The organism is Sulfitobacter sp. 1A13368 (assembly GCF_043557275.1).
In the GTDB taxonomy this organism is placed as follows: domain Bacteria; phylum Pseudomonadota; class Alphaproteobacteria; order Rhodobacterales; family Rhodobacteraceae; genus Sulfitobacter; species Sulfitobacter faviae.
In genome coordinates this window covers 37,604-57,519 of sequence record NZ_JBIFFR010000008.1, presented here as the reverse complement: position 1 = coordinate 57,519, position 19,916 = coordinate 37,604, and the positions used below count along the sequence as shown (strand labels likewise).

Sequence of the window (19,916 nt, the reverse complement as noted above, 5' to 3'; positions counted from 1 at the left end):
ACCGCCCATGTCTTGGATGGCTTGGACCATGCCCACCGCGATCTTCTTCGGTGTCATCGCGCTGTTACTCGTGACCTTCACGATCCTCGCGATCAAATTCCCTGAGACGCCCCGGGTGGGCATCCTCAGAATTGAGACAACCCGTGGTGACCGTCTGTTCATCACGCTTCTCGGCTCGGCCTTTATCAATTTGATCTGGCTGGGTTTCGAGGCGGGTCCGCAGCCCTATGCGCTGCTGGTCTGCCTTGCCTATGCCGCAGCCGTATTTCGCTGGGTCTAGGCGCTATCACGGCGGACCCCGGGCAACCGGGGCCGCCATACGACACGACCAAATGTCTAGGGAGGACATAATGAAACGATCTGTCATGAAATCGAGTACCGCTTTGGCGGTCACGCTCGGTCTGCTCGCCGGGCCAGCATTCGCGGATATGGAAGCCGCGAAGAAGTTCCTCGACGAGGAAATCGAACGCTCCGCGCTGAGCCGCGAAGAGCAGGAAGCGGAGATGCAATTCTTCATCGACGCGGCCGAGCCCTTCAAAGGCATGGACATCAAGGTGGTCTCTGAAACCATCACCACGCACGAATATGAAGCCAACGTGCTGGCCCCGGCCTTCAGCGCGATCACCGGCATCAACATCACCCACGATCTGATCGGCGAAGGTGACGTGGTTGAAAAGCTGCAAACGCAGATGCAGTCGGGCGAGAACATCTATGACGCCTATGTCAACGACTCGGACCTCATCGGCACCCACTGGCGCTACAAACAGGCGCGCAGCCTGACCGACTGGATGGAGAATGAAGGCAAGGACGTGACCAACCCCGGTCTCGATCTGGACGACTTCATCGGCCTTGATTTCACCACCACCCCGGATGGTGATCTGTACCAACTGCCCGACCAGCAATTTGCAAACCTTTACTGGTTCCGCCACGATTGGTTCACCGATCCTGAGCTGATGGCTGAATTCAAAGAAAAATACGGCTATGAGTTGGGCGTGCCGGTCAACTGGTCTGCCTATGAGGACATTGCTGAATTCTTCACTGGCCGCACGATTGATGGCGTCGAAGTCTATGGCAACATGGACTATGGCAAGAAAGACCCAAGCCTTGGCTGGCGCTACACCGACGCGTGGCTGTCCATGGCGGGTGGCGGCGATGTGGGTGAGCCCAATGGCCTGCCGGTCGATGAATGGGGCATCCGGGTGAACGAGAACTCCCAGCCTGTCGGGTCCTGCATGGCACGCGGCGGCGCCACCAACGATGCAGCGGCGGTCTATGCGATCACCAAAGCGATCGAATGGCTGGAGAAGTACACGCCCCCCGCAGCCGCGGGCATGACCTTTAGCGAAGCAGGCCCGGTGCCCGCGCAGGGGGCCATCGCGCAGCAGATGTTCTGGTACACCACATTCACCGCCGACATGGTCAACGACAGCGCCAAGGCCGTGCTGAACGAAGACGGCACGCCCAAGTGGCGTATGGCCCCCAGCCCGCATGGCGCCTACTGGAAAGAAGGCCAGAAGGTTGGTTATCAAGACGTGGGCAGCTGGACGCTGATGGAAAGCACGCCCGTCGACCGTGCCAAAGCCGCATGGCTCTATGCGCAGTTCGTGACCTCGAAAACCGTGGACGTGGAAAAGGCCCATGCCGGTCTGACCTTCATCCGCGAGTCCACCATCCAGCACGAAAGCTTCACCGAGCGCGCGCCGAAACTCGGCGGTCTGGTGGAATTCTACCGTTCGCCCGCGCGCACCGCATGGTCGCCCACCGGGACGAACGTGCCGGATTACCCCAAGCTGGCGCAGCTGTGGTGGCAGAACATCGGCGATGCAATGTCGGGTGCGAAGACACCGCAAGAAGCGCTCGACAGCCTCTGCGCCGAGCAGGAAAAGGTCATGGAACGTCTTGAGCGCGCAGGCGTCCAAGGTGATCTGGGTCCGAAAATGAACGAGGAGCGTGAAGCCTCCTACTGGCTTGAGCAGGAAGGTTCGCCCGTTGCCAAGCTCGACAACGAAGACCCCGAGCCCGAGACCATCAGCTACGAAGAGTTGATCAAGTCCTGGCAGTAAGCCAAACTTTCGGGGGCCGGGACGCAGCAGCGTTCCGGCCCCTTTTTCGTTTCATCCAACATCCGGGGGCCGCGCCATGACCCATATCCTCGCCATTGATCAGGGAACCACCTCCTCGCGGGCGATCATCTTTGACGGCAACATGTCGGTGACGGCCACGGCCCAAGAAGAGTTCCCGCAGCATTTCCCCCGCTCCGGCTGGGTCGAACATGATCCGGGCGACCTGTGGTCGACGACCGCTGGCACCTGCCGCGCGGTGATCGAAAAGGCCGGTCTACGCCCCGATGACATCACCGCCATCGGCATCACCAACCAGCGCGAGACAACGCTGGTCTGGGACGCAAAGACCGGCAAGCCGGTCCATAGCGCCATCGTCTGGCAAGACCGCCGCACCGCCGATTTCTGCCGCGCGCTGCGCGAAAGCGGCGACGACAAGATCATCACCGAACGCACCGGCCTGTTGGCCGACCCCTATTTCTCCGGCACCAAGCTGAAGTGGATCCTCGACAATGTTGAAGGCGCGCGCGAACGGGCGCGGGCGGGCGAGCTGCTTTTCGGCACCGTCGACAGCTATCTAATCTGGAAGCTCACCGGCGGCGCGCGTCATGTGACGGATGCGACCAATGCCGCCCGCACCATGCTCTATGACATCCACAAAGGCCGTTGGAGCACGACGATCTGCAAGATGTTCGACGTGCCGCTCGAAATGCTGCCCGAGGTGCAGGACTGCGCCGCCGATTTCGGCACCACGCGGCCCGACCTTTTTGGACGCGAGATCCCGATCCTCGGTGTCGCGGGCGACCAGCAGGCGGCGACCATCGGGCAGGCCTGTTTCCAGCCCGGCATGATGAAATCGACCTATGGCACCGGCTGTTTTGCCCTGCTAAACACGGGCGAAACGGCGGTCACCTCGACCAACCGCTTGCTCACCACCATCGCCTACCAGCTTGACGGCAAGCCGACCTATGCGCTCGAAGGCTCGATCTTCGTCGCCGGGGCCGTGGTGCAATGGCTGCGCGACGGGCTGAAAATGATCCGCGAGGCGGGCGAGACCCAAGCGCTGGCCGAGCAGGCCGATCCGCATCAGAACGTGGTGCTGGTGCCTGCTTTCGTGGGCCTCGGTGCGCCTTACTGGAACGCCGAATGCCGTGGTGCGATCTACGGGCTGACGCGCAACTCCGGCCCTGCGGAACTCGCGCGGGCGGCGCTGGAAAGCGTGGGCTACCAGACCCGCGACCTCTTGGAAGCCATGCAGGCCGATTGGGCCGCCCAAGGCCAGCCGGGCGAGATTGCGACCCTGCGCGTCGACGGCGGGATGAGCGCCAGTGACTGGGCGATGCAGTTCCTCTCAGACGTGATCGGCGCCTCGGTGGACCGCCCCGACGTGCTGGAAACCACAGCACTTGGCGCTGCGTGGCTCGCCGGGCAGCGGGCGGGTATCTACCCCGATATGGAAGGCTTCGCCCGCGAATGGGCGCTTGATCGGCGGTTTGAAACTGAGATGGACGAGGCCGCGCGCGAAGAGAAATACGGCGCTTGGCAGCGGGCTGTTCAGGCGACGTTGCAGTTCTGATGCAGACGATCTCTCCTTTCGGTTTCGCCACCGCCGGACGTATCCGTTTTGGCCGTGGCGTCGCGGGTGAAGCGGTCACCGCTGCGCGCGGCTATGGGCGGCAAGTGCTATTGCTGCGCGGCAGTTCGGTCGCTTGGGTCGATGAACTGGCGCGCGATTTGGCGGCGGCGGGCTGCGAGGTGAGCCAGTTGCGCAGCAGCGGCGAGCCGTCGGTCGAAGACGTGCGCGCCGCCGTGGCAGCGGGGCGCGGCGCGGATGTGGTGCTGGGCGTCGGCGGCGGCGCGGTGATCGACCTTGCCAAGGCGGCAGCGGCGCTGATCCCGTCGGAGTGCGACGTGATGGAGCATCTCGAAGTCGTGGGCGCGGGCAAGCCCTTGCAGGCCGATCCCCTGCCGATGATCGCGATCCCCACTACCGCAGGCACAGGGGCCGAGGTGACCAAAAACGCCGTCATCGCCGTGCCGGAGGCCGCGCGAAAAGTCAGCCTGCGCGACGACCGCATGCTGCCGCGTCTGGCCTTGGTCGACCCGGCGCTGACCGATGGCGCGCCGCGCGGGGTGACTTTGGGCTCCGGCCTCGACGCGCTGGTGCAGGTGATCGAGCCCTATCTGTCCAGCAAAGCCAACCCGCTGACCGATGCGCTCTGCCGCGCCGCGATCCCGCAGGGCATCGCTGCGCTCAAGCGTCTCGCCGAGGGCGAGGATCCAGCCGCGCGGGTTGCGCTGGCCTATGTCAGCCTCTCGGGGGGGTTGGCACTGGCCAATGCGGGCCTCGGGGCCGTGCATGGGCTGGCAGGTGTGATCGGCGGGCGTTTCGGCGCGCCGCATGGGCTGATCTGCGGGCGTTTGCTCGGGCCCGTTTTGGCCGCGAACAGGGATGCGATTGGGGTCTCGGCCCGCTTCACGGGAGTGCAGATGTGGCTCTCCGACGGGTTCGACCTGCCTGAGGAAGGCACGTTCGACGCGCTGACCACCATGCTGGATGATTGGGGGCTGGAGCGGTTGAACCAATGGATCCCCGAAGATGCGGATCTGGGCGAGACGGCCCGCGAGGCAGCGGCCTCTTCCTCCATGCGTGCCAACCCTTGCGTGCTTGAGGCGGAAACCCTCGAAGCCTGCATCCGCGCGGCAATGTAGCGGGCAGGGGCCACGGCCCCCGCCCGGCAGTTTTAGGCGGCGCGCGGCGGCGTGTTGCCTTCGCCCAAATCCCAGAACACGCCCGCCATCACCCGCAGCGCATCGCGGCAGACGGGTTTCAGCACATGTTCGTCCGGCGCGTGCTGCGAACAGCTGCGGTAGGAATGCGGCACCCAGACGGTCGGCAGACCCAAGATATCGCTGAAGCTGTCATTGGGCAGCGAGCCTGCGAGGTTGGGCAGGATATGCGGCGCTTTCCCGGCGCTTTTCGTCAGAGAGTCAGCCACGAATTTGACCCAAGGGTGATCCGCATCCAGCCGCGTCGCGCGGAAAAAGCCACGGTCATGCGGCTCGATCCGCACATCCTCGAACCCGTGTTTATCAAGGTGGCGGCGCAGCGCTGGCAGGATGTCTTCGGGATCGGTGCCGACGACATAGCGCAATTGGCAGGTGGCCGTCGCATGGGCCGAGATCGCGTTGACCGGCGCCTCGGGGACGCCGCTTTTCATCGCGAGGATGGCAAAGCTGTTCCAGCCGTAGGCGCGCTCGACCGGGGTCAGGTCTTCTTCGCCCCAGTCGCTGTCGATGGCGGGGCCATCATCGCTTTCGATCGGCAGGTCTTTCAACGCGGCGCGGACCGAGGGGGTCAGGCTGTCGGGCCGCCATTCGGGGATCTGGATTTGCCCGCGTTTGTCGGTGATGGTCGATAGGGCCTGCGCCAGGATTATTGCAGGATCAGCCAGCAAGCCACCCCAGTTGCCCGAGTGATGCGCCCCTTCGCGTTTGTCGACGATCAGATCGAACGACACGCCCCCGCGCGAGCCCATGAACATGGTCGGCACTTCGGGTTGCAGCCGCGGCCCGTCCGAGGCGATGAGCACGTCGGCGGTCAGTTCCTCGCGGTGTTCGGCAAAGAACTCGGGCAGGCCCGCGCTGCCGGTCTCCTCGCTCATTTCGATCACGATGCGGCAGTTGAAACCCAGCTTGCCGCGGGTCTTCAGCACCGCTTCGGTGGCGGCGATGTTGATCAGGTGCTGGCCCTTGTTGTCGGCGGTGCCGCGGCCATAAAGCTTGTCACCTTCTTCGACCAGTTTGAAAGGATGCAGCCCCTCGCGCCATTGATCGGTCTGGGCGCGAATCACGTCGCCGTGGCCATAGGTCAGCACGGTCGGCAGGTCATCCCCCTCACGGCGCTCGCCCACCAGAAAGGGGCCGCCGCGCGGGTCAGGATTGTCGTGAAAGCTGCAGACAAAGCCCATCGCCGTCAGCCGCGGCTCCATCGTCTCGACCAGATAGCGTTTCAGTTCGGGGGCTTGGTCAGGGTTCTGGCTTTCGGTCTCGTAGGAGACGAGGTTAGCCAGTTCGGCTTGGAATGTCCCCTCATCGAAATAGGTCGAGATCGCTTCGATCGCTTGATCGCGGGTCATGCTTCAATGTCCTTTGTCATATCTTCGGAAATGGCGTCGCCCCAAGGCGACATGATCTCGGTGCAGCCGGAATTCTGCCCGCCCGCGCGCATCACGCCTGCGGGACAGGCGAAAGCGTAGGGAAAGATCGTGCGTTTGGTCTCGGCGACCTCATTGTTCTCGCGCAGCCGGTCGAGCACATCGCGCGGCAGGCTTTCATCGGCGATGAGCTGGTTGGCGTCCGAGGCGTCAATGCGCGGCGCGTGGAAACTGTCTTCGAGCGACATGTCAAAATCGGTGACAAAGGAGGACAGTTGCGCCACCGCGCCCAAAATCTTGCGCCCGCCGGAGGCGCCGAAGGCGAAGCGTTTGTCGCCCTGTTCGCCGATTACCGGGCAGACATTCATCAGGCAGCGCTTGTTCGGGCCGAGCGAGTTCGGGCGGCCCTGAACCGGATCGAACCACATGATGCCGTTGTTCATCAAAAAGCCAGTGGAGGGCGAGACGACGCGGGAGCCGAAGATCGACAAGAGCGTCTGCGTCTGCGCCACCATATTCCCGCGGCGGTCGACGACCGAGAAATGGGTGGTGCAGCCCGGCGCCTCGGGGCTTTCGCCGGTATCGCCCATGGAGCCCAAACGGCGGGCATAGGCGCCTTTGAGCGCCTCGGCCATGGCGGCATAGCTGTCGGGGCCGGGGGCGTTCCCGAGGTCTTCGGTCGCGAGAGAGGCGAAAGTGTCGCGGAAGGTTGGCCCGGCGGTGAGCCCCGGCACGACATGGAAGCGCGCATCGCGATAGGCGAAGTCGAGCGGCGCGCTGAATTCGGCGCGGTAGGCTTGCAGGTCGTCGTGGCTGAGGCAGCCGCCTTTCTCCTGCACATCCCGCGCCATCGCAGCCCCAAGGTCTCCATCATAGAGCGCGCGCGACCCGTGCCGGGCGATCTGGTCAAGGCTGTCGGCCATCCGCGACTGGTCCAGCCGTTTCTCGGCCAGCGCGGTCCAGCCGCTGATCGTGGGCCACTGCCCGTTTTCCAGAAAGAGGTCCGCCGCATCCGCATCCTGCGCAAGGGCGCGCGTGCAAGAGGCGATGACCAACGCGGCATACCAATCCACCAACAGACCCTTGCGGGCATGTTCAATCGCCGGGCCAAGCAGCTCGGCCCAAGGCATCTTGCCGAAACGTTCATGGGCTTGGCCCAGCCCGTCGACCACGCCGGGCACGGCGATGGCGGTGGCGCCTTGGACGTTGCGGTCCCCCTCCACATGCTCCCAGGGGAAGAGATCGCCCGCCTTGCCCCGCCCGCTCAGCGGATAGTTCGCGGGGTCAAGCGCGCCGGGGCTGCGCATGCCGTGGTTCAGCGCATGGGCTCGGCCTTCTTCGGCGCGCCAGAGCATCATCGCCCCGCCGCCCGCAGGGCCGCTCATCCAAGGTTCCAACACGCCGATGACGAAGGAGGTGGCCACAGCCGCATCCACCGCATCGCCCCCTGCCGCAAGCACCTCGGCCCCCGCGATTGCTGCCAACCGATGCTGCGCGGCGACAACGCCATGTTCGGTTTCGATGACGGTTTTGCGGGTTTGACTGCTGTGAGACAGGTTCGATGACATGGGATTACTCTTGTTCGTACATGGGGGTTTCCGGATCGTGCAGATGGCAGGCGACATGCCCCTGCGGGATCGGGGTGTGACGCGGTGCCTTTTGCTTGCACAGATCCGTCGCGCGCGGGCAGCGCGGGTGGAAATGGCAACCGGGCGGCGGCGCGATCGGGTTCGGGTAGGCCATGCCAAGCTGCGTGTCCGGCACACCCAAACCGGGCTCGGGCGTCAGCACGGATTTCAACAGCGCCTTGGTGTAAGGGTGACGCGGCGCGTCAAAGAGCCCGGCGACCGAGTTCTGCTCGACGATCTCGCCCAGATACATCACCGCCACGCGGGTGGCGAGGTGTTCGACCACCGCCAAATCATGGCTGATGAAGAGATACGTAAGGCCAAACTCTTCGCGCAGCTCGCCCAGCAGGTTGAGGATCTGGCTCTGCACCGACACATCCAGCGCCGAGGTCGGCTCGTCGCAGATCACCACCTCGGGCTTCATGATGAGCGCGCGGGCGATGGCGACGCGCTGGCGCTGGCCGCCCGACATCTGGCTGGGGTAGGTGTTGATCACCCGTTGCGGCAGGCCCACAACGTCGAGGATCTCTTGGACCTTTTTCTTGCGGCTCTCCTCATCACCGATGTTGTGCACCCGCAGCGGCAGAGAGATCACGTCATAGATGCTCTTGCGCGGGTTGAGCGAGGAATAGGGGTCTTGAAAGATCGGCTGGATCCGCCGCGCCAGCGCCAGACGGCCCTGCTGCGTGATCTCCTCACCGTCGATCTTAACGTGACCGGCGGTTGGCTCCTCCAGCCCCAAGAGGATCTTGGCAAGGGTGGATTTGCCGCAACCGGATTCACCGACGAGGCCCAGCACCTCCCCCTTGCCCAATTGCAGCGACACGTCATTCACCGCCGTGAGCGGTTTGACCTTGCCGAACATGCCCTGTTTCACCCGGTAGGTCTTGCTGACGCCGGAAAGCTCCAGCACCGGGGGTGTGTTTACGCTGTCCTTCATACGGTCAGCTCCTTCTCGGACTGGCGTTTGCCATCGGGGAAAATGCAGCGGAAGGCATGGTTGCCGTCCTCGCGTTTGGGGATGTCGCCACGGCATTCGGCGACGGCATGCGGGCAGCGGGTACGGAAGACGCAGCCTTCGACCTCGCCCACCAGCGAGGGCACGATGCCCGGGATCGTGCCCAGTTTCGCGCCGCGGTCGGTCTTGCCCGGGAGCGGGATGCAGCGCAGCAGTCCGCGGGTGTAGGGATGCGAGGGCGCGTTAAAGATATCGCCCACCGGGCCAGTTTCGACCAATTCACCCGCATACATCACCGCAACCTTGTCGGCCACGCGGGCCACCACGCCGAGGTCATGGGTGATGAGGATCACGGCCATATTCATCTCGCGCCCCAGATCGTGCAACAGCCGCAGGATCTGCGCCTGAATGGTCACGTCGAGCGCGGTCGTCGGCTCATCCGCGATGATCAGTTCCGGCTCGCACATCAGCGCCATGGCGATCATCACGCGCTGGCGCAACCCGCCTGAAAGCTGGTGCGGGTATTGCGACAAGCGGCTCTCGGCGGCGGTGATGCCGACCTTCTCCAAGAGTTCAATCGCCCGGTCCCGCGCCTGTTGGCGGCTGACCTTGCGGTGCAAGAGCAGCGCCTCGGCCAGCTGATCGCCGATCGTGTAGGCCGGGTTGAGCGAGGTCATCGGCTCTTGGAAGATCATCGACATCCGCGCCCCGCGCAGCTTGCGCATCTGGCCTTGGCTCGCGGTGGTCAGCTCGGTCCCGTCAAAGGTCATCCGATCCGCGCGGCGTTTGATGGATTTGCCCAAGAGCCCCATCAGCGCCAGCGAGGTGAGCGATTTGCCCGAGCCGCTTTCGCCGACGATGCACAGGGTCTCGCCACGGTTGAGGTCGAAGTCGATCCCGCGCACCGCATGCAGGGTGCCGCCGCCCGTGGGAATATCGAGCCGCAGGTTGCGGACGCTCAGAAGTGGTTCTGTCATGGGTCAGCTCCGGTTTTCGGGGGCGGTGACGTCGCGCAGACCGTCACCCATCAGGTTGATCGCCAGCACCAGCACGAAAAGCACGGCGCCCGGGATCAGCACGAGCCACGGCTCGAACAGCATCATGTTCTTACCTTCGGAGACCATCAGCCCCCAGCTTGGCGTCGGCGGCTGCACCCCGAGGCCGAGGAAGGACAGCGCCGCTTCGAGCAGGATCGCGTGGGCCATCTCAAGCGTCACGACTACGATCAGGTTGTTTGCGATGTTGGGCATGATCTCGGACAAAAGGATGCGCGGGGTGGAGGCCCCGATGACCTGCGCCGCCGCGACATATTCACGTCGCCGGACCTGCATGGTCGAGGCGCGCATGACCACCGCGAAACGGTCCCACAGCAGCAGGCCCAGCACCATGATCACCACTTGCAGCGATCCGCCAAGGATCGCCACCACGGCCAGCGCCACCAGTACCACCGGCATCGCCAGACGCACGTTGATGAGGAAGGTGACGACCGCATCGACCTTGCCGCCGAAATAGCCCGCAGCCACGCCCATGGCGGTGCCGATGAGGCCCGAAATCAGCGCCGCCACGGCCCCGATCAGCAGCGAAATCCGCGCGCCGTAGATGAGGCGCGACAGGTAATCGCGGCCCAGATGGTCGGTGCCCAAGGGATGCTCCCATGTGCCGCCCATGAACACGGGGGGCTCCATCCGGGTCATCAGGCTTTGGGCATAGGGATCATGCGGGGCAATCCAGGGCGCAAGGATCGCGATGATCGTGAGGATGATCAGAACGACCGCCCCGATCAGCAGACCTTGGTGCCCGAAGATGCGCTTGCGCAGCATCTGGCCGGGGGTCGGGCCGGTGATTTCGTCCAAAAGGCTGTCATGTGTGCTTGCCGTGGCCATGTCAGCTGCTCCTCATGCGGGGGTCGAGCCATGCGTTCAGCACGTCTGCGAGGAAGGTGAAAACGATGTAGAACATCGAGAAGATCAGGATCAGCGCCTGCACCGTGGGCAGGTCGTTGCGCGCGATGCTCTCCCACGCCAGATAGCCCGCGCCATGCAGCGCGAAGATCGATTCAACCACGATGGAGCCGCCCAGCATGAAGCCCATCTGCACGGCGGCGAGGCTGACCACGGGGATGATCGCGTTGCGCAGGGCGTGGCGGAACAGCACCCGGCGCTCGTTCGCACCCTTGGCCCGCGCGGTGCGGATGTAGTCGGAGTTCAACACGTCCAGCATGCCCGCGCGCGTCAGGCGCATGATGGCGGGCATGGCGTAATAGCCCAGCACCACGGTCGGCAGGATGAAATGGCGCCACGTGTCGGTGCCCGAAGGTGGCAGCCAGCCCAGTTGGATGGCAAAGACCACGATCAGGATGAGGCCGAACCAGAAGCTCGGCATCGCCTGACCGGCAACCGAGATGAAGAGCGCCACACGGTCGATGATCGAATTGGGGCGGATCGCGGCGACCACGCCCAAGGGCACGGCGGTCAGCAGCGCGAAAGTAATCCCGCAGACGCCGAGCGTCATGGTCACGCTCAATCGGTCGGCGATGAGCGAGGCGACGGGCAGGCGGAAATAGTAGCTTTCGCCGAAATCGCCCTGAAGGGCCGAGAACAGCCATTCGCCATATTGCACCAGCATGGGCCGGTCAAAACCATAGAGACGGCGCAGGGCCTCGATATCTTCGCCACTGGCGGTTTCACCGGCCAGCGCGGCGGCGGGGTCGCCCGACAGGAACAGCAGGCTAAAGCTGATAAACGACACGGTGAAGGCCACGAGAAGGGCCAGTCCCAATCGTTTGAGAATGAATTGAAGCACGGGTGCAACTACCTTGAGGCTGCGCCGCAGGCGAGGGCCTGCTGCGTGGGTCTGGGTTGGGTGCGGAAGGGGAGAAGGGCAGGGGCACCGGTCACGGCGCCCCCGCCGATTGGTTTACTTCCAGCTGGCCGTGGTGAAGCGCAGGACTTCGTCGGCTGTGGGTGTGTATTCCACCTCATTGGTGGTCACGTAGTTGGTGTTGTAGGAGAACATCGGCGCCCAATAGGCTTCCTCGGTGATGCGTTCGATCGCCTTGGAGTAGTTCTCTTTACGGACCTCGGGGTCGGTCGAGCTGTCGGCGATGTTGAGGTATTCAAGCGTTTCGTCGTCCATCGCGTAGTCGAGCGAGCCATGTTTGAAGAACTGGCTGACCATGGCGGAGGCGTCGTTGATCGAATAGCTGCCCCATGTCTGGAACGACACGGCGGTTTCGCCTTTCATGTTCTGCTCGCGCAGGGCGGAATACTGCAGCATCTTGAAGTTGGTATCGATGCCCACGGCGTTCAGATAGCTGGTGATCGCCTCGGCATATTCGCGGTCGCGGTAGGCGTAGAAGTCGATGGTCAGACCGTCTTCGTAGCCAGCTTCGGCCAGCAATTCCTTGGCCTTCTCGGGGTTATATTCATACTTCACCGCCGCGTCTTCGTCGCAGCCGAACTGGCTGGGGAAGCAAGGGGTGTAGACGACTTTGGATTTGCCTTTAAGCAGCGCGTCGACCAGTTCCTGACGGTTGATCGCATAGTTCACGGCCTTGCGCACGCGCACGTCGGTGAAGGGGCTGTCCTCGGACCGGCCCGCCGCATCGAGCGTCAGATAGCCCACGCGCATGGTGGATTCGTTGGAGACTTGGAACTCATCCCGCTCGGCCAGTTTCTCGGCTTGGTCCGAAGGCACCTGCCAGATCAGATCAAGCGAGCCGCTGAACAGTTCCGCCATCTGCGTGTTCACATCCGGGATGGTGCGGATGTCGATATTCTTGATGCTAGGCTTGCCCTTGGGGCTGTCGTGGTAGCCCTCATAGGCTTCGAGTTTGAAGTGCTGGCCGGGGACGACTTCGGTCACCTTGTAAGGGCCGGTGCCGACGGGTTTCAGGCCCATGCCTTCGGGGCCGGCTTCTTCGTAGTAGTCGCTGGGATACATCGAAACGGGGCCGGAAAGGAATTCGATCGCCGCCGGGAACTTCTCTTTCAGCATGATGCGCACGGTGTAGTCGTCGACCTTCTCAGCCGATTTCATCCAGTTCACGTTGCGCTGCGTTTTCACGCCATTGGCCTCATCGGCGACGTAGTTCACGGTAAAGACCACGTCATCGGCGGTGAAGTCCGACCCGTCGTGGAATTTCACGCCTTCGCGCAGTTTGAATTCGATGGTCGTGTCATCGATCCATTCCCATTCGGTGGCGAGGTTGCCCATGTATTCGTTGGTGACCGGATCGCGGTAGATCAGACCATCCCAGACGGCGCGTTGCAGCACCACGCCTTCGCGGGAAGAGTTGAAGTAGCTGTCGACGTTCTCAAGCTCTTTGGTGAAGGCGACATTCAGCGTGTCATTGGCTTTGTCCGCCCAAGCCGCGCCGGTGGCGGCGGCCAGGACAAGCCCGGTGATGGTTGATTTCAGGACCGTGGATTTCATGGTCAACTCCCCTGCTGGTTAACGAATTCGGTTCCGTATCTTTTTGACTTGCGTCTCGTATCATATAATAATACTTGATATCGCAATACGATTAATTAACGCAATCAGATCGACATACGTCAAGCCCCGGTTTGAACAATTGGGCCAGATTTCGGGGTAGGTGATTGGAAAAGAAGCAAAATACCCTCTACGTCGGGTCGCTTGCCAAGGGGCTGCGGCTGCTTCGCGCCTTCGATGAATCGCATACGGAATTGTCGTTGGTCGAGCTGGCCGCGCGCAGCGGATTGGACAAAAGCGCGGTTCAGCGGCTGGCGAATACGCTGCATATCGAGGGCATGTTGGAAAAGGATCCGGCCACGCGGCGCTACCGCCCCTCCCATGCGTGGCTCGAACTGGCCTATGCCTATTACTGGTCGGATCAATTGGTCGGGCAGGCGATTCCCAAGCTGATCGACCTTAGCCAAGAGATCGGGGAGACGGTGAACCTGGCCGAGCTTTCGACCGATCATATCATCTACGTCAGTCGCTTGCCCTGCCAGCGAACCTATTTCGCGGCGACGGTGATCGGACGGCGGCTGCCAGCGCTTTCGACGTCAGCGGGGCGGGCGATCATCTCGACCTTCTCGCCCGAAGACCGGGAAGACGCGATCGAGACTTGGCCGCTCAAACCCTTTACCGCGCGCACCACAATGGACCGCGCCACGATCCGCAACAGCATCGGTGAGGCCGTGCAGCAGGGCTATGCGATTTCCAGCGATCAGATGATTTTGTCCGAGATCGGGGTGGCCTGTCCGATTACCGGCCCCGATGGGCGGGCCTTTGCGGCGGTGCAATGTTCGGTCTCGGCGCATACCTGGACGCGGGAGCGGATCAGGGCCGAGATTCTGCCGCGCCTTCAGGACACGGCGAACGCGATTTCGCCCTCATCACAGGTGCATCGGCGCTAGAAAAGGGCCGGGGCATCGCCGCCCCGGCCCGGTGTTCTCTTATTCCCAGTTCAGCTTTTCTTCGCGCTGCCAGAACCGAAGTTTCCGGCAGGTCTGAAGGAACGCGGCTACGTTATCGGCAGAGACCTCCATCGTGCCCTCGTCCTTCTCGACCCCGGCGGCGTTGAGCAGTGGATCGGCGGCGGGGGTCCATGCGATGAACTTGTTATGCGCAAAGGCGTCCGAGACGAAATCCTGCGAAGGTTTGTTCTTGGCGATCTTGTCGGCTTTCTCATTCCCGAAGACCAAGGCCACCGCGTCAAAGACCACCGAGGGGCCGCCGTCGATCTTCTCATCCGCTTCGCGGGTGCTGCCGTCCGAAAGGGTCACCCCTTGGATATGCGGCGTCACGATGGCGACCATCGCGCCCTCATCGGCAAAGGCTTTTTCCAAGGCTTCCACCACCGAGGCATCCGCGCCTTCGGTCAGGAACAGACCCAACTTGCGGCCCGCGAAGCTGTTCGGCGCGTTCTTTAGAATGCTGAGCGCATCCGACGGCGGCAGATCGGTGATCGGCTCCCGCGCGGGTTTGGCGGGTTCCGGCATCTCGGTCACGCCCAAGCCTTCGGCCACCTGTTTCGCCAGATCGTCATGCACGTTCATCAGATGCGAGAGCATCCGCAGGCGGATGCGCTCTTCCTGACATTTCGACAGCTCGAAGGTATAGGCCGCCGCGATGTGCTGCTGCTCGATCTCGGTCTGGCTGATGTAGAACTGCCGCGCTTGGCTGTAGTGGTCGGCAAATGTCTCGGACCGCACGCGCTGTTTCGTGCCTTCGACTTCGGCCGGGTAGCTCTGAAAACCAATCTCTGGGTTCTCGCGCGGACCACCATCCTCGCCCCAGCTGTTGGGCTCGTAGTTCACGCGGCCCTTGGGATTGTGCATCGCCATATGGCCGTCCTGCTGGAAGTGGTGGAACGGGCATTTCGGCGCGTTGATCGGGATATGGGTGAAGTTCGGCCCGCCGAGACGCTTAAGCTGCGTGTCGAGGTAGGAGAAGTTCCGGCCCTGTAGCAGCGGGTCATTCGTGTGGTCGATCCCGCGCACGATGTTCTGGGTGCAAAAGGCCACCTGCTCGGTCTCGGCGAAGAAGTTGTCGACATTGGCGTCCAGCGTCAGCGTGCCGATAATGCGCACCGGTACCTGCTCTTCGGGGATGATCTTGGTGGCGTCGAGGATGTCGAACTCGAAATTATCGGCGAATTCGTCGTCGAAGACCTGAATGCCCAGATCCCACTGCGGGAAGTCGCCCGCGTCGATGGCATCCCACATGTCGCGGCGGTGGAAATCCGGGTCCGCGCCGTTGATCTTGAGCGCTTCGTTCCAGACCACCGATTGCAGACCCTGTTTGGGCTTCCAGTGGAACTTGACGTAATGCGATTTTCCCTCGGCATTCACCAACCGGAAGGTATGCACGCCGAAGCCTTCCATAAAGCGGAAGGAGCGCGGGATTGCACGGTCGGACATCTGCCACAGCGTCATATGGATCGCCTCGGGCGAGAGCGAGACGAAATCCCAGAAGTTGTCATGCGCCGACTGTGCCTGCGGGAAGCCACGGTCAGGGGCGGGTTTGACGGAGTGGATGAGATCGGGGAACTTGATCGCGTCTTGGATAAAGAACACGGGGATGTTGTTGCCGACGAGGTCCCAGTTGCCCTCTTGCGTGTAGAACTTCGTCGCAAAACCGCGCACGTCGCGGGCCAGATCGAAAGAGCCCTTGTTGCCTGCCACGGTGGAGAAACGGGTGAAGGTCGGGGTCTTTTCGCCGACGCGCTGGAAGATATCGGCGCAGGACAGTTCGGGGATCGCTTCCTTTAGCTCGAAATGCCCATGCACGCCGTAGCCGCGGGCGTGAACGACACGCTCTGGAATGCGCTCGTGGTCGAAGTGGAACATCTTTTCGCGGAAAACGTGGTCTTCCATCAAGACCGGGCCGCGCGGACCTGCTTTGAGTGAGTTCTGATCATCCGCGATCGGGCCGCCCTGCGCGGTCGTCATCGTCTTTTCGCGGTCCGTGGTTTGCTGGCGGGGTTCGCCGCCTTTGCCAAGTTCTTTGTCTGTCATGATCTTTCTCCACAGCGCCCCCGGAATATAATCGGGAGGATTTGTTGCTAATATGTGGCGGGCCGAAAGTGCCGCTCCAGAGCCGGCGGTGATTGCCCGACCCTATGAGAGTTCAACCACCCCCGCGGCGAGGGGTTCCGATGCTTTTGCCCGGCGGGCGGGAAAGTTCTCGCGCGGGCGGAGACCTCCGGCCTCCGGTGCGAGGGGGGCGGCTGTCTCACGGGCCGCGGACTTGTCCAAAAAGCCCCGCAGCAGCGCGATATGCGCGGGCAGTTCATCGACCGGAATGCGTTCAGCCTCCGGCACCTGCACCGGCCAGCAGCCCAAACCCCCCCGGCGCAGTTTCTCCAGCAAGCAGCCCGCATCCGGCAAACAGTCATCGGCGAGATAGCCCGCCCCGCTCAGCCGAGTGCGCAGCGTATCGGCCATGCCGCCTGCCGCCCGCCCGACAAGCCTGCAAGAGGCCTCGACCCAGACATCATCCGCGTGAAGCACCCGGCGGCCCGCGGCCCGCAGGGCGCGGATGATCGCCCGGTCCTCACCGCAGGGGATCGGGGCGAAACCGCCGACGGCCTCATAGGCATCGCGGGTGAAGCCAAGGCTGGCCCCCGGCGCTTCGCCGTGGCTGTTCTGCAAATCAGCGCAGTTCGGGGCGTGCCGCGCGTAGAGCGTGAGCACCAAGCGGCGGTAGGCCATTTCATGGGCCTCAAACATGGGGTCTTGCTGCGCCAAAAAGGCGGCCTCTTCGGGGTTCAGCGTGACCCTGCCGCAGAGGGCATCAAAGCGTTGGAGGTGGTGAATGCTGCGCGCGACCCAATCGGGGCTGACGCGGCAATCGGCATCGGTGGTCAGGATCTGGCGCAAATGAGGCATCTGTTCCAAGGCCACAGCGCAGCCCCTCCGCCTTGCCGCGCCGACCCCCATGCCGGGGGGGAAGGTAAGATCGAGCACGGTGAGGTCGAGGCCAAGCCGTCCCGCCGCCGCCGTGGCGATCTTAGCGGTGTCGTCATCGGTGTTGTTCACCACGAGGATCACGTGGACACGGTCGTTGCACTGGGGGGCGAGGGCGGTGAGGCAATCGCCGATCCGCTCCGCTTCGTTCCGGGCGGGGATGATGATCGCGGTGTCTTTCCAGCGCTCGAAACTCATCTGTCACCCTCCGGAAAGGCGCGGTCGATGCGGTAGTTCTCGGTCTTGCTGACGCAGGTGAAGGCATGGGTGTCGAGCGCCTTGGCAAAGCCGTTCAGCGCCTCCTCCCCTTGCAACGGATTGCCGGTGTCACCGCGCCACGTCACGCAGAGGATCTCGGCCTGCGGCCAGCGGGTCGCGATGTCGGTCGCCAGTTGGTCCAGCCCCGGATGATCCAGAAAATAGAGTACTTCGGAAAGGATCAGCAGATCGAAGTCCCCCTCGGGCAGGGGGCCGGGATAGAACCCTTGGACGAAGCGCCCCTCTGGCACCGTTTTGCGCGCGGCGGTCAGGGCGCTGGCCACGGCGTCCATCCCGGTATAGCGCGCGCAGATGTCGATCAGGTGGCGTGCCAATTGCCCATTGCCGCAGCCCAACTCAAAAGCCGAGCGGTAGCCATCCTGTGAAAGCGCCGCCCGCGTCGCCGCGAATTTGGCCTGCTCATAGGCGCTATGTTCGAACCCCCAAGGATCGCTCGTCTCGGCATAGAGACCTTGGAGATGATCCAACCCCACACCCATCACGGCATCCTCCAAAAGATTTCGTCTTGCTGCGCGAAGAGGTCGATCATCGCCTCGGGCAGAACGAACCCCTCGGGATCGTCTTGCACGACTTGGCCAAGCTGGCTGCGATGCGCGCGGATCGCAGCACTCTTGGCTTCGCGATAGGCGGCGGTGTCGAGGGTAAGGGGGGCGTAGCTTGCCGTGTTCTCGGCAAAGTTCGGATCGTCGAAACGGCTCCACACCGGATAGCTATGAAAATGCAGATCGGGGCGCTGCGCGCGCAGGCCGTCGGCCAGTGACGCGGTGGTTTGGTGGTCGCAATGTTTGTCTTCGCGGGCCGGGACGAAGACGTGGCGTGCCGTTTGCGCGTCGATTACCTGCATCAGCTCAGTCAGGATGGCGTCGGCAGGCACTTCGTGCAATCGGCTGTCGGGATGGCCGAGCCATGTCAAATCCGCTGCGCCGCCACCAAGGAGATCAAGCGCCTCTGCCAATTCCGCGCGTCGCCTTTCGGCCAATCGGGCCGGAGGCCATGCGCGGGAGCCGGGGTGGCTGGCGCCGCCATCGGTCACGCAAATGACATGCGCCCCGGGCCCTGCGAAAGCGCGGGCCACCAGCCCGCCGCAGCCGAGTGTTTCGTCGTCCGGATGCGGTGCCAGAACCACGATCTTTTCGCGGCCCGACAGAGCCTCGGTGAGGGGGGCGTTGTGGCTCATCCAAAGACACCCCAAACCGTCTGGTCACTCGAAAGCGCATGGCGGGCCGCGCGTTGCAGGAAGGCGTCGCGCGCGGCTTGGCGCAGATAAACCGAAAGATCCCGCGCCATGCGGCCCGTCTCGGAGGTTCCGGTGAAATGCCGCAACCCAAGGCTCTGTTCCACTGCTTTGATCGCGTCGAGGGCGACTTCCTCGGTATATATCCGCGCGGCGATTGAGGTGCTGACGAGCGTCTCCTCCGCGTGGTCATTCGCGTTGGCGAGAGCGGCGCGTTCGACCAATGCCATACCGGCCCAGATCCGCATTAGCACCTGCATCAGGCGGCTTAATTGGGCCTCGGCCTCAAGCCGGTCCATGTCCCGTAGAGCGGTGGCCGCCGCATCGATCAACCCCGCCGCGGCGCCCGCCTGAAGCGCTGCAATCCGCCAGACGCCGCCGACGAAATGCGGCTCTTTCAGATAATCGCCGGGGGCGCCGATAAGCGCGTCATCCTCAAGTGGCAGACCAGAAAAATCATACGTCCCCGAGGCCGTCGCCCGCATCCCCAGCATGTCCCATTGCGAGGCATCGCCGCGCGCGGGATCGGTCACATCGATCAGCGCAAGCTGCACCTCAGGGCCGGAATTAAGCGAAACGAGCGCATGGGTGACAGTGCCGAGACCAGAGGCAAAAATCTTCTCACCCTTCAAAACACCCTTCTCGAAACGCGCCGGATTGCCGGCATCGGCCCCCCAGACGCCCAGAAGCCCGCCTTGCCGGATCACCTGTTTCGCCCGCTCTGCCTGCGTCGCGCTGCCGTATAGGCGGATCAGGCGCAGCGCGTTGACGTGGCCCTCCCATAAGCGGCCGACGCTGAGGTTGGCGGCACCGATCTGCATCAACGCGTTGGCGGTGCGCAAAGGGGCGGTGGCGCCATCTTCCAACATCAGGCCCGCGTCGCGCAGGATATCGATAGAGCCGCTGATCGGGGCGGTGCCCGCTTCCTCAGCTCGTGCCGCGTTGCGCAGTGCCTCACGGGCCGTTTGCGAAAGAACATCCGTTTGCGACTGGGGCGGGAAAGGATCGAAACGCGGCGCACTGTTCATGGCAGTGTCCGACAGTCGCGCAGAGTGATACCGAGCAGATCAAGCGTCACGATTTAGCCCCCATTCATAAAACGGGCAGCCTGCGCGGACGGCAGCACTGCCTTTGGAAGTGCAACCGTTCAACTTGTCTTTTGGTT

At 63.2% G+C, this 19,916-nt stretch carries 17 protein-coding genes; 5 read left to right on the top strand and 12 right to left on the bottom strand.

Translation table 11 applies throughout. From position 1 onward, the window contains the following. Positions 1-7 precede the first annotated feature (7 nt). The 4 genes from ACGYK4_RS15345 to ACGYK4_RS15330 all read left to right on the top strand — a co-directional run bounded on the left by ACGYK4_RS15345 (position 8) and on the right by ACGYK4_RS15330 (position 4,772). Positions 8-280 (top strand): DUF2160 domain-containing protein, encoded by a 273-nt coding sequence (locus tag ACGYK4_RS15345; protein WP_067268456.1) that lies wholly within the window; start codon positions 8-10, stop codon positions 278-280. 70 nt (positions 281-350) lie between these two features. Further along, complete coding sequence (locus ACGYK4_RS15340; RefSeq protein ID WP_394431252.1) at positions 351-2,063, top strand: ABC transporter substrate-binding protein; 1,713 nt, start codon at positions 351-353, stop codon at positions 2,061-2,063. Positions 2,064-2,139: 76 nt separating this feature from the next. After that, positions 2,140-3,636, top strand: coding sequence for a glycerol kinase GlpK (gene glpK / locus ACGYK4_RS15335; protein WP_394457269.1), 1,497 nt, complete (start codon positions 2,140-2,142; stop codon positions 3,634-3,636). Between the two features lie 8 nt (positions 3,637-3,644). After that, positions 3,645-4,772 (top strand): iron-containing alcohol dehydrogenase, encoded by a 1,128-nt coding sequence (locus ACGYK4_RS15330; RefSeq protein ID WP_394457354.1) that lies wholly within the window; start codon positions 3,645-3,647, stop codon positions 4,770-4,772. A 32-nt stretch (positions 4,773-4,804) separates the two neighbouring features. Here the strand turns inward: ACGYK4_RS15330 and ACGYK4_RS15325 are convergent, their stop codons facing one another. The 7 genes from ACGYK4_RS15325 to ACGYK4_RS15295 form a co-directional block, all read right to left on the bottom strand. Then, positions 4,805-6,199, bottom strand: coding sequence for a M20 family metallopeptidase (locus ACGYK4_RS15325; RefSeq protein WP_394457268.1), 1,395 nt, complete (start codon positions 6,197-6,199; stop codon positions 4,805-4,807). Further along, positions 6,196-7,785, bottom strand: coding sequence for a gamma-glutamyltransferase (locus ACGYK4_RS15320; protein ID WP_394457267.1), 1,590 nt, complete (start codon positions 7,783-7,785; stop codon positions 6,196-6,198). Before ACGYK4_RS15320 ends, ACGYK4_RS15325 begins: the two co-directional genes overlap by 4 nt. Before the next feature lie 4 nt (positions 7,786-7,789). Next, the gene (locus tag ACGYK4_RS15315) at positions 7,790-8,785 is read right to left on the bottom strand and encodes an ABC transporter ATP-binding protein (RefSeq protein ID WP_394457266.1); all 996 of its coding nucleotides are present in this window, start codon (positions 8,783-8,785) and stop codon (positions 7,790-7,792) included. Continuing rightward, positions 8,782-9,780, bottom strand: a complete 999-nt coding sequence (locus ACGYK4_RS15310; RefSeq protein WP_067268446.1) for an ABC transporter ATP-binding protein — start codon at positions 9,778-9,780, stop codon at positions 8,782-8,784. The genes ACGYK4_RS15315 and ACGYK4_RS15310 overlap by 4 nt, the downstream gene beginning before the upstream one ends. Positions 9,781-9,783: 3 nt before the next feature. Beyond that, positions 9,784-10,686, bottom strand: coding sequence for an ABC transporter permease (locus tag ACGYK4_RS15305; protein WP_271690227.1), 903 nt, complete (start codon positions 10,684-10,686; stop codon positions 9,784-9,786). 1 nt (position 10,687) lies between these two features. Continuing rightward, on the bottom strand, positions 10,688-11,605 hold the full coding sequence (locus ACGYK4_RS15300) for an ABC transporter permease (RefSeq protein WP_136720362.1): 918 nt from the start codon (positions 11,603-11,605) through the stop codon (positions 10,688-10,690). Positions 11,606-11,719: 114 nt separating this feature from the next. Beyond that, positions 11,720-13,237, bottom strand: coding sequence for an ABC transporter substrate-binding protein (locus ACGYK4_RS15295; RefSeq protein ID WP_067265130.1), 1,518 nt, complete (start codon positions 13,235-13,237; stop codon positions 11,720-11,722). Between the two features lie 164 nt (positions 13,238-13,401). On the opposite strand from ACGYK4_RS15295, the gene ACGYK4_RS15290 reads away from it, so the two are divergent. Then, positions 13,402-14,184, top strand: coding sequence for an IclR family transcriptional regulator (locus ACGYK4_RS15290; protein WP_067265122.1), 783 nt, complete (start codon positions 13,402-13,404; stop codon positions 14,182-14,184). A 39-nt stretch (positions 14,185-14,223) separates the two neighbouring features. On the opposite strand, the gene ACGYK4_RS15285 is transcribed toward ACGYK4_RS15290, so the two are convergent. The 5 genes from ACGYK4_RS15285 to ACGYK4_RS15265 form a co-directional block, all read right to left on the bottom strand. Beyond that, complete coding sequence (locus tag ACGYK4_RS15285; protein ID WP_394457265.1) at positions 14,224-16,287, bottom strand: catalase; 2,064 nt, start codon at positions 16,285-16,287, stop codon at positions 14,224-14,226. 102 nt (positions 16,288-16,389) lie between these two features. Continuing rightward, positions 16,390-17,436 (bottom strand): glycosyltransferase, encoded by a 1,047-nt coding sequence (locus tag ACGYK4_RS15280; protein WP_394457264.1) that lies wholly within the window; start codon positions 17,434-17,436, stop codon positions 16,390-16,392. Further along, positions 17,433-17,996 (bottom strand): class I SAM-dependent methyltransferase, encoded by a 564-nt coding sequence (locus ACGYK4_RS15275; protein WP_394457263.1) that lies wholly within the window; start codon positions 17,994-17,996, stop codon positions 17,433-17,435. Before ACGYK4_RS15275 ends, ACGYK4_RS15280 begins: the two co-directional genes overlap by 4 nt. Continuing rightward, positions 17,996-18,694 carry a PIG-L deacetylase family protein gene (locus ACGYK4_RS15270; protein ID WP_394457262.1) on the bottom strand — a complete coding sequence of 233 codons (699 nt, stop codon included), beginning with the start codon at positions 18,692-18,694 and terminating at the stop codon, positions 17,996-17,998. Before ACGYK4_RS15270 ends, ACGYK4_RS15275 begins: the two co-directional genes overlap by 1 nt. After that, positions 18,691-19,779: an acyl-CoA dehydrogenase gene (locus tag ACGYK4_RS15265; protein WP_394457261.1), complete on the bottom strand. Its 1,089-nt coding sequence runs from the start codon at positions 19,777-19,779 to the stop codon at positions 18,691-18,693. Before ACGYK4_RS15265 ends, ACGYK4_RS15270 begins: the two co-directional genes overlap by 4 nt. Positions 19,780-19,916 lie beyond the last annotated feature (137 nt).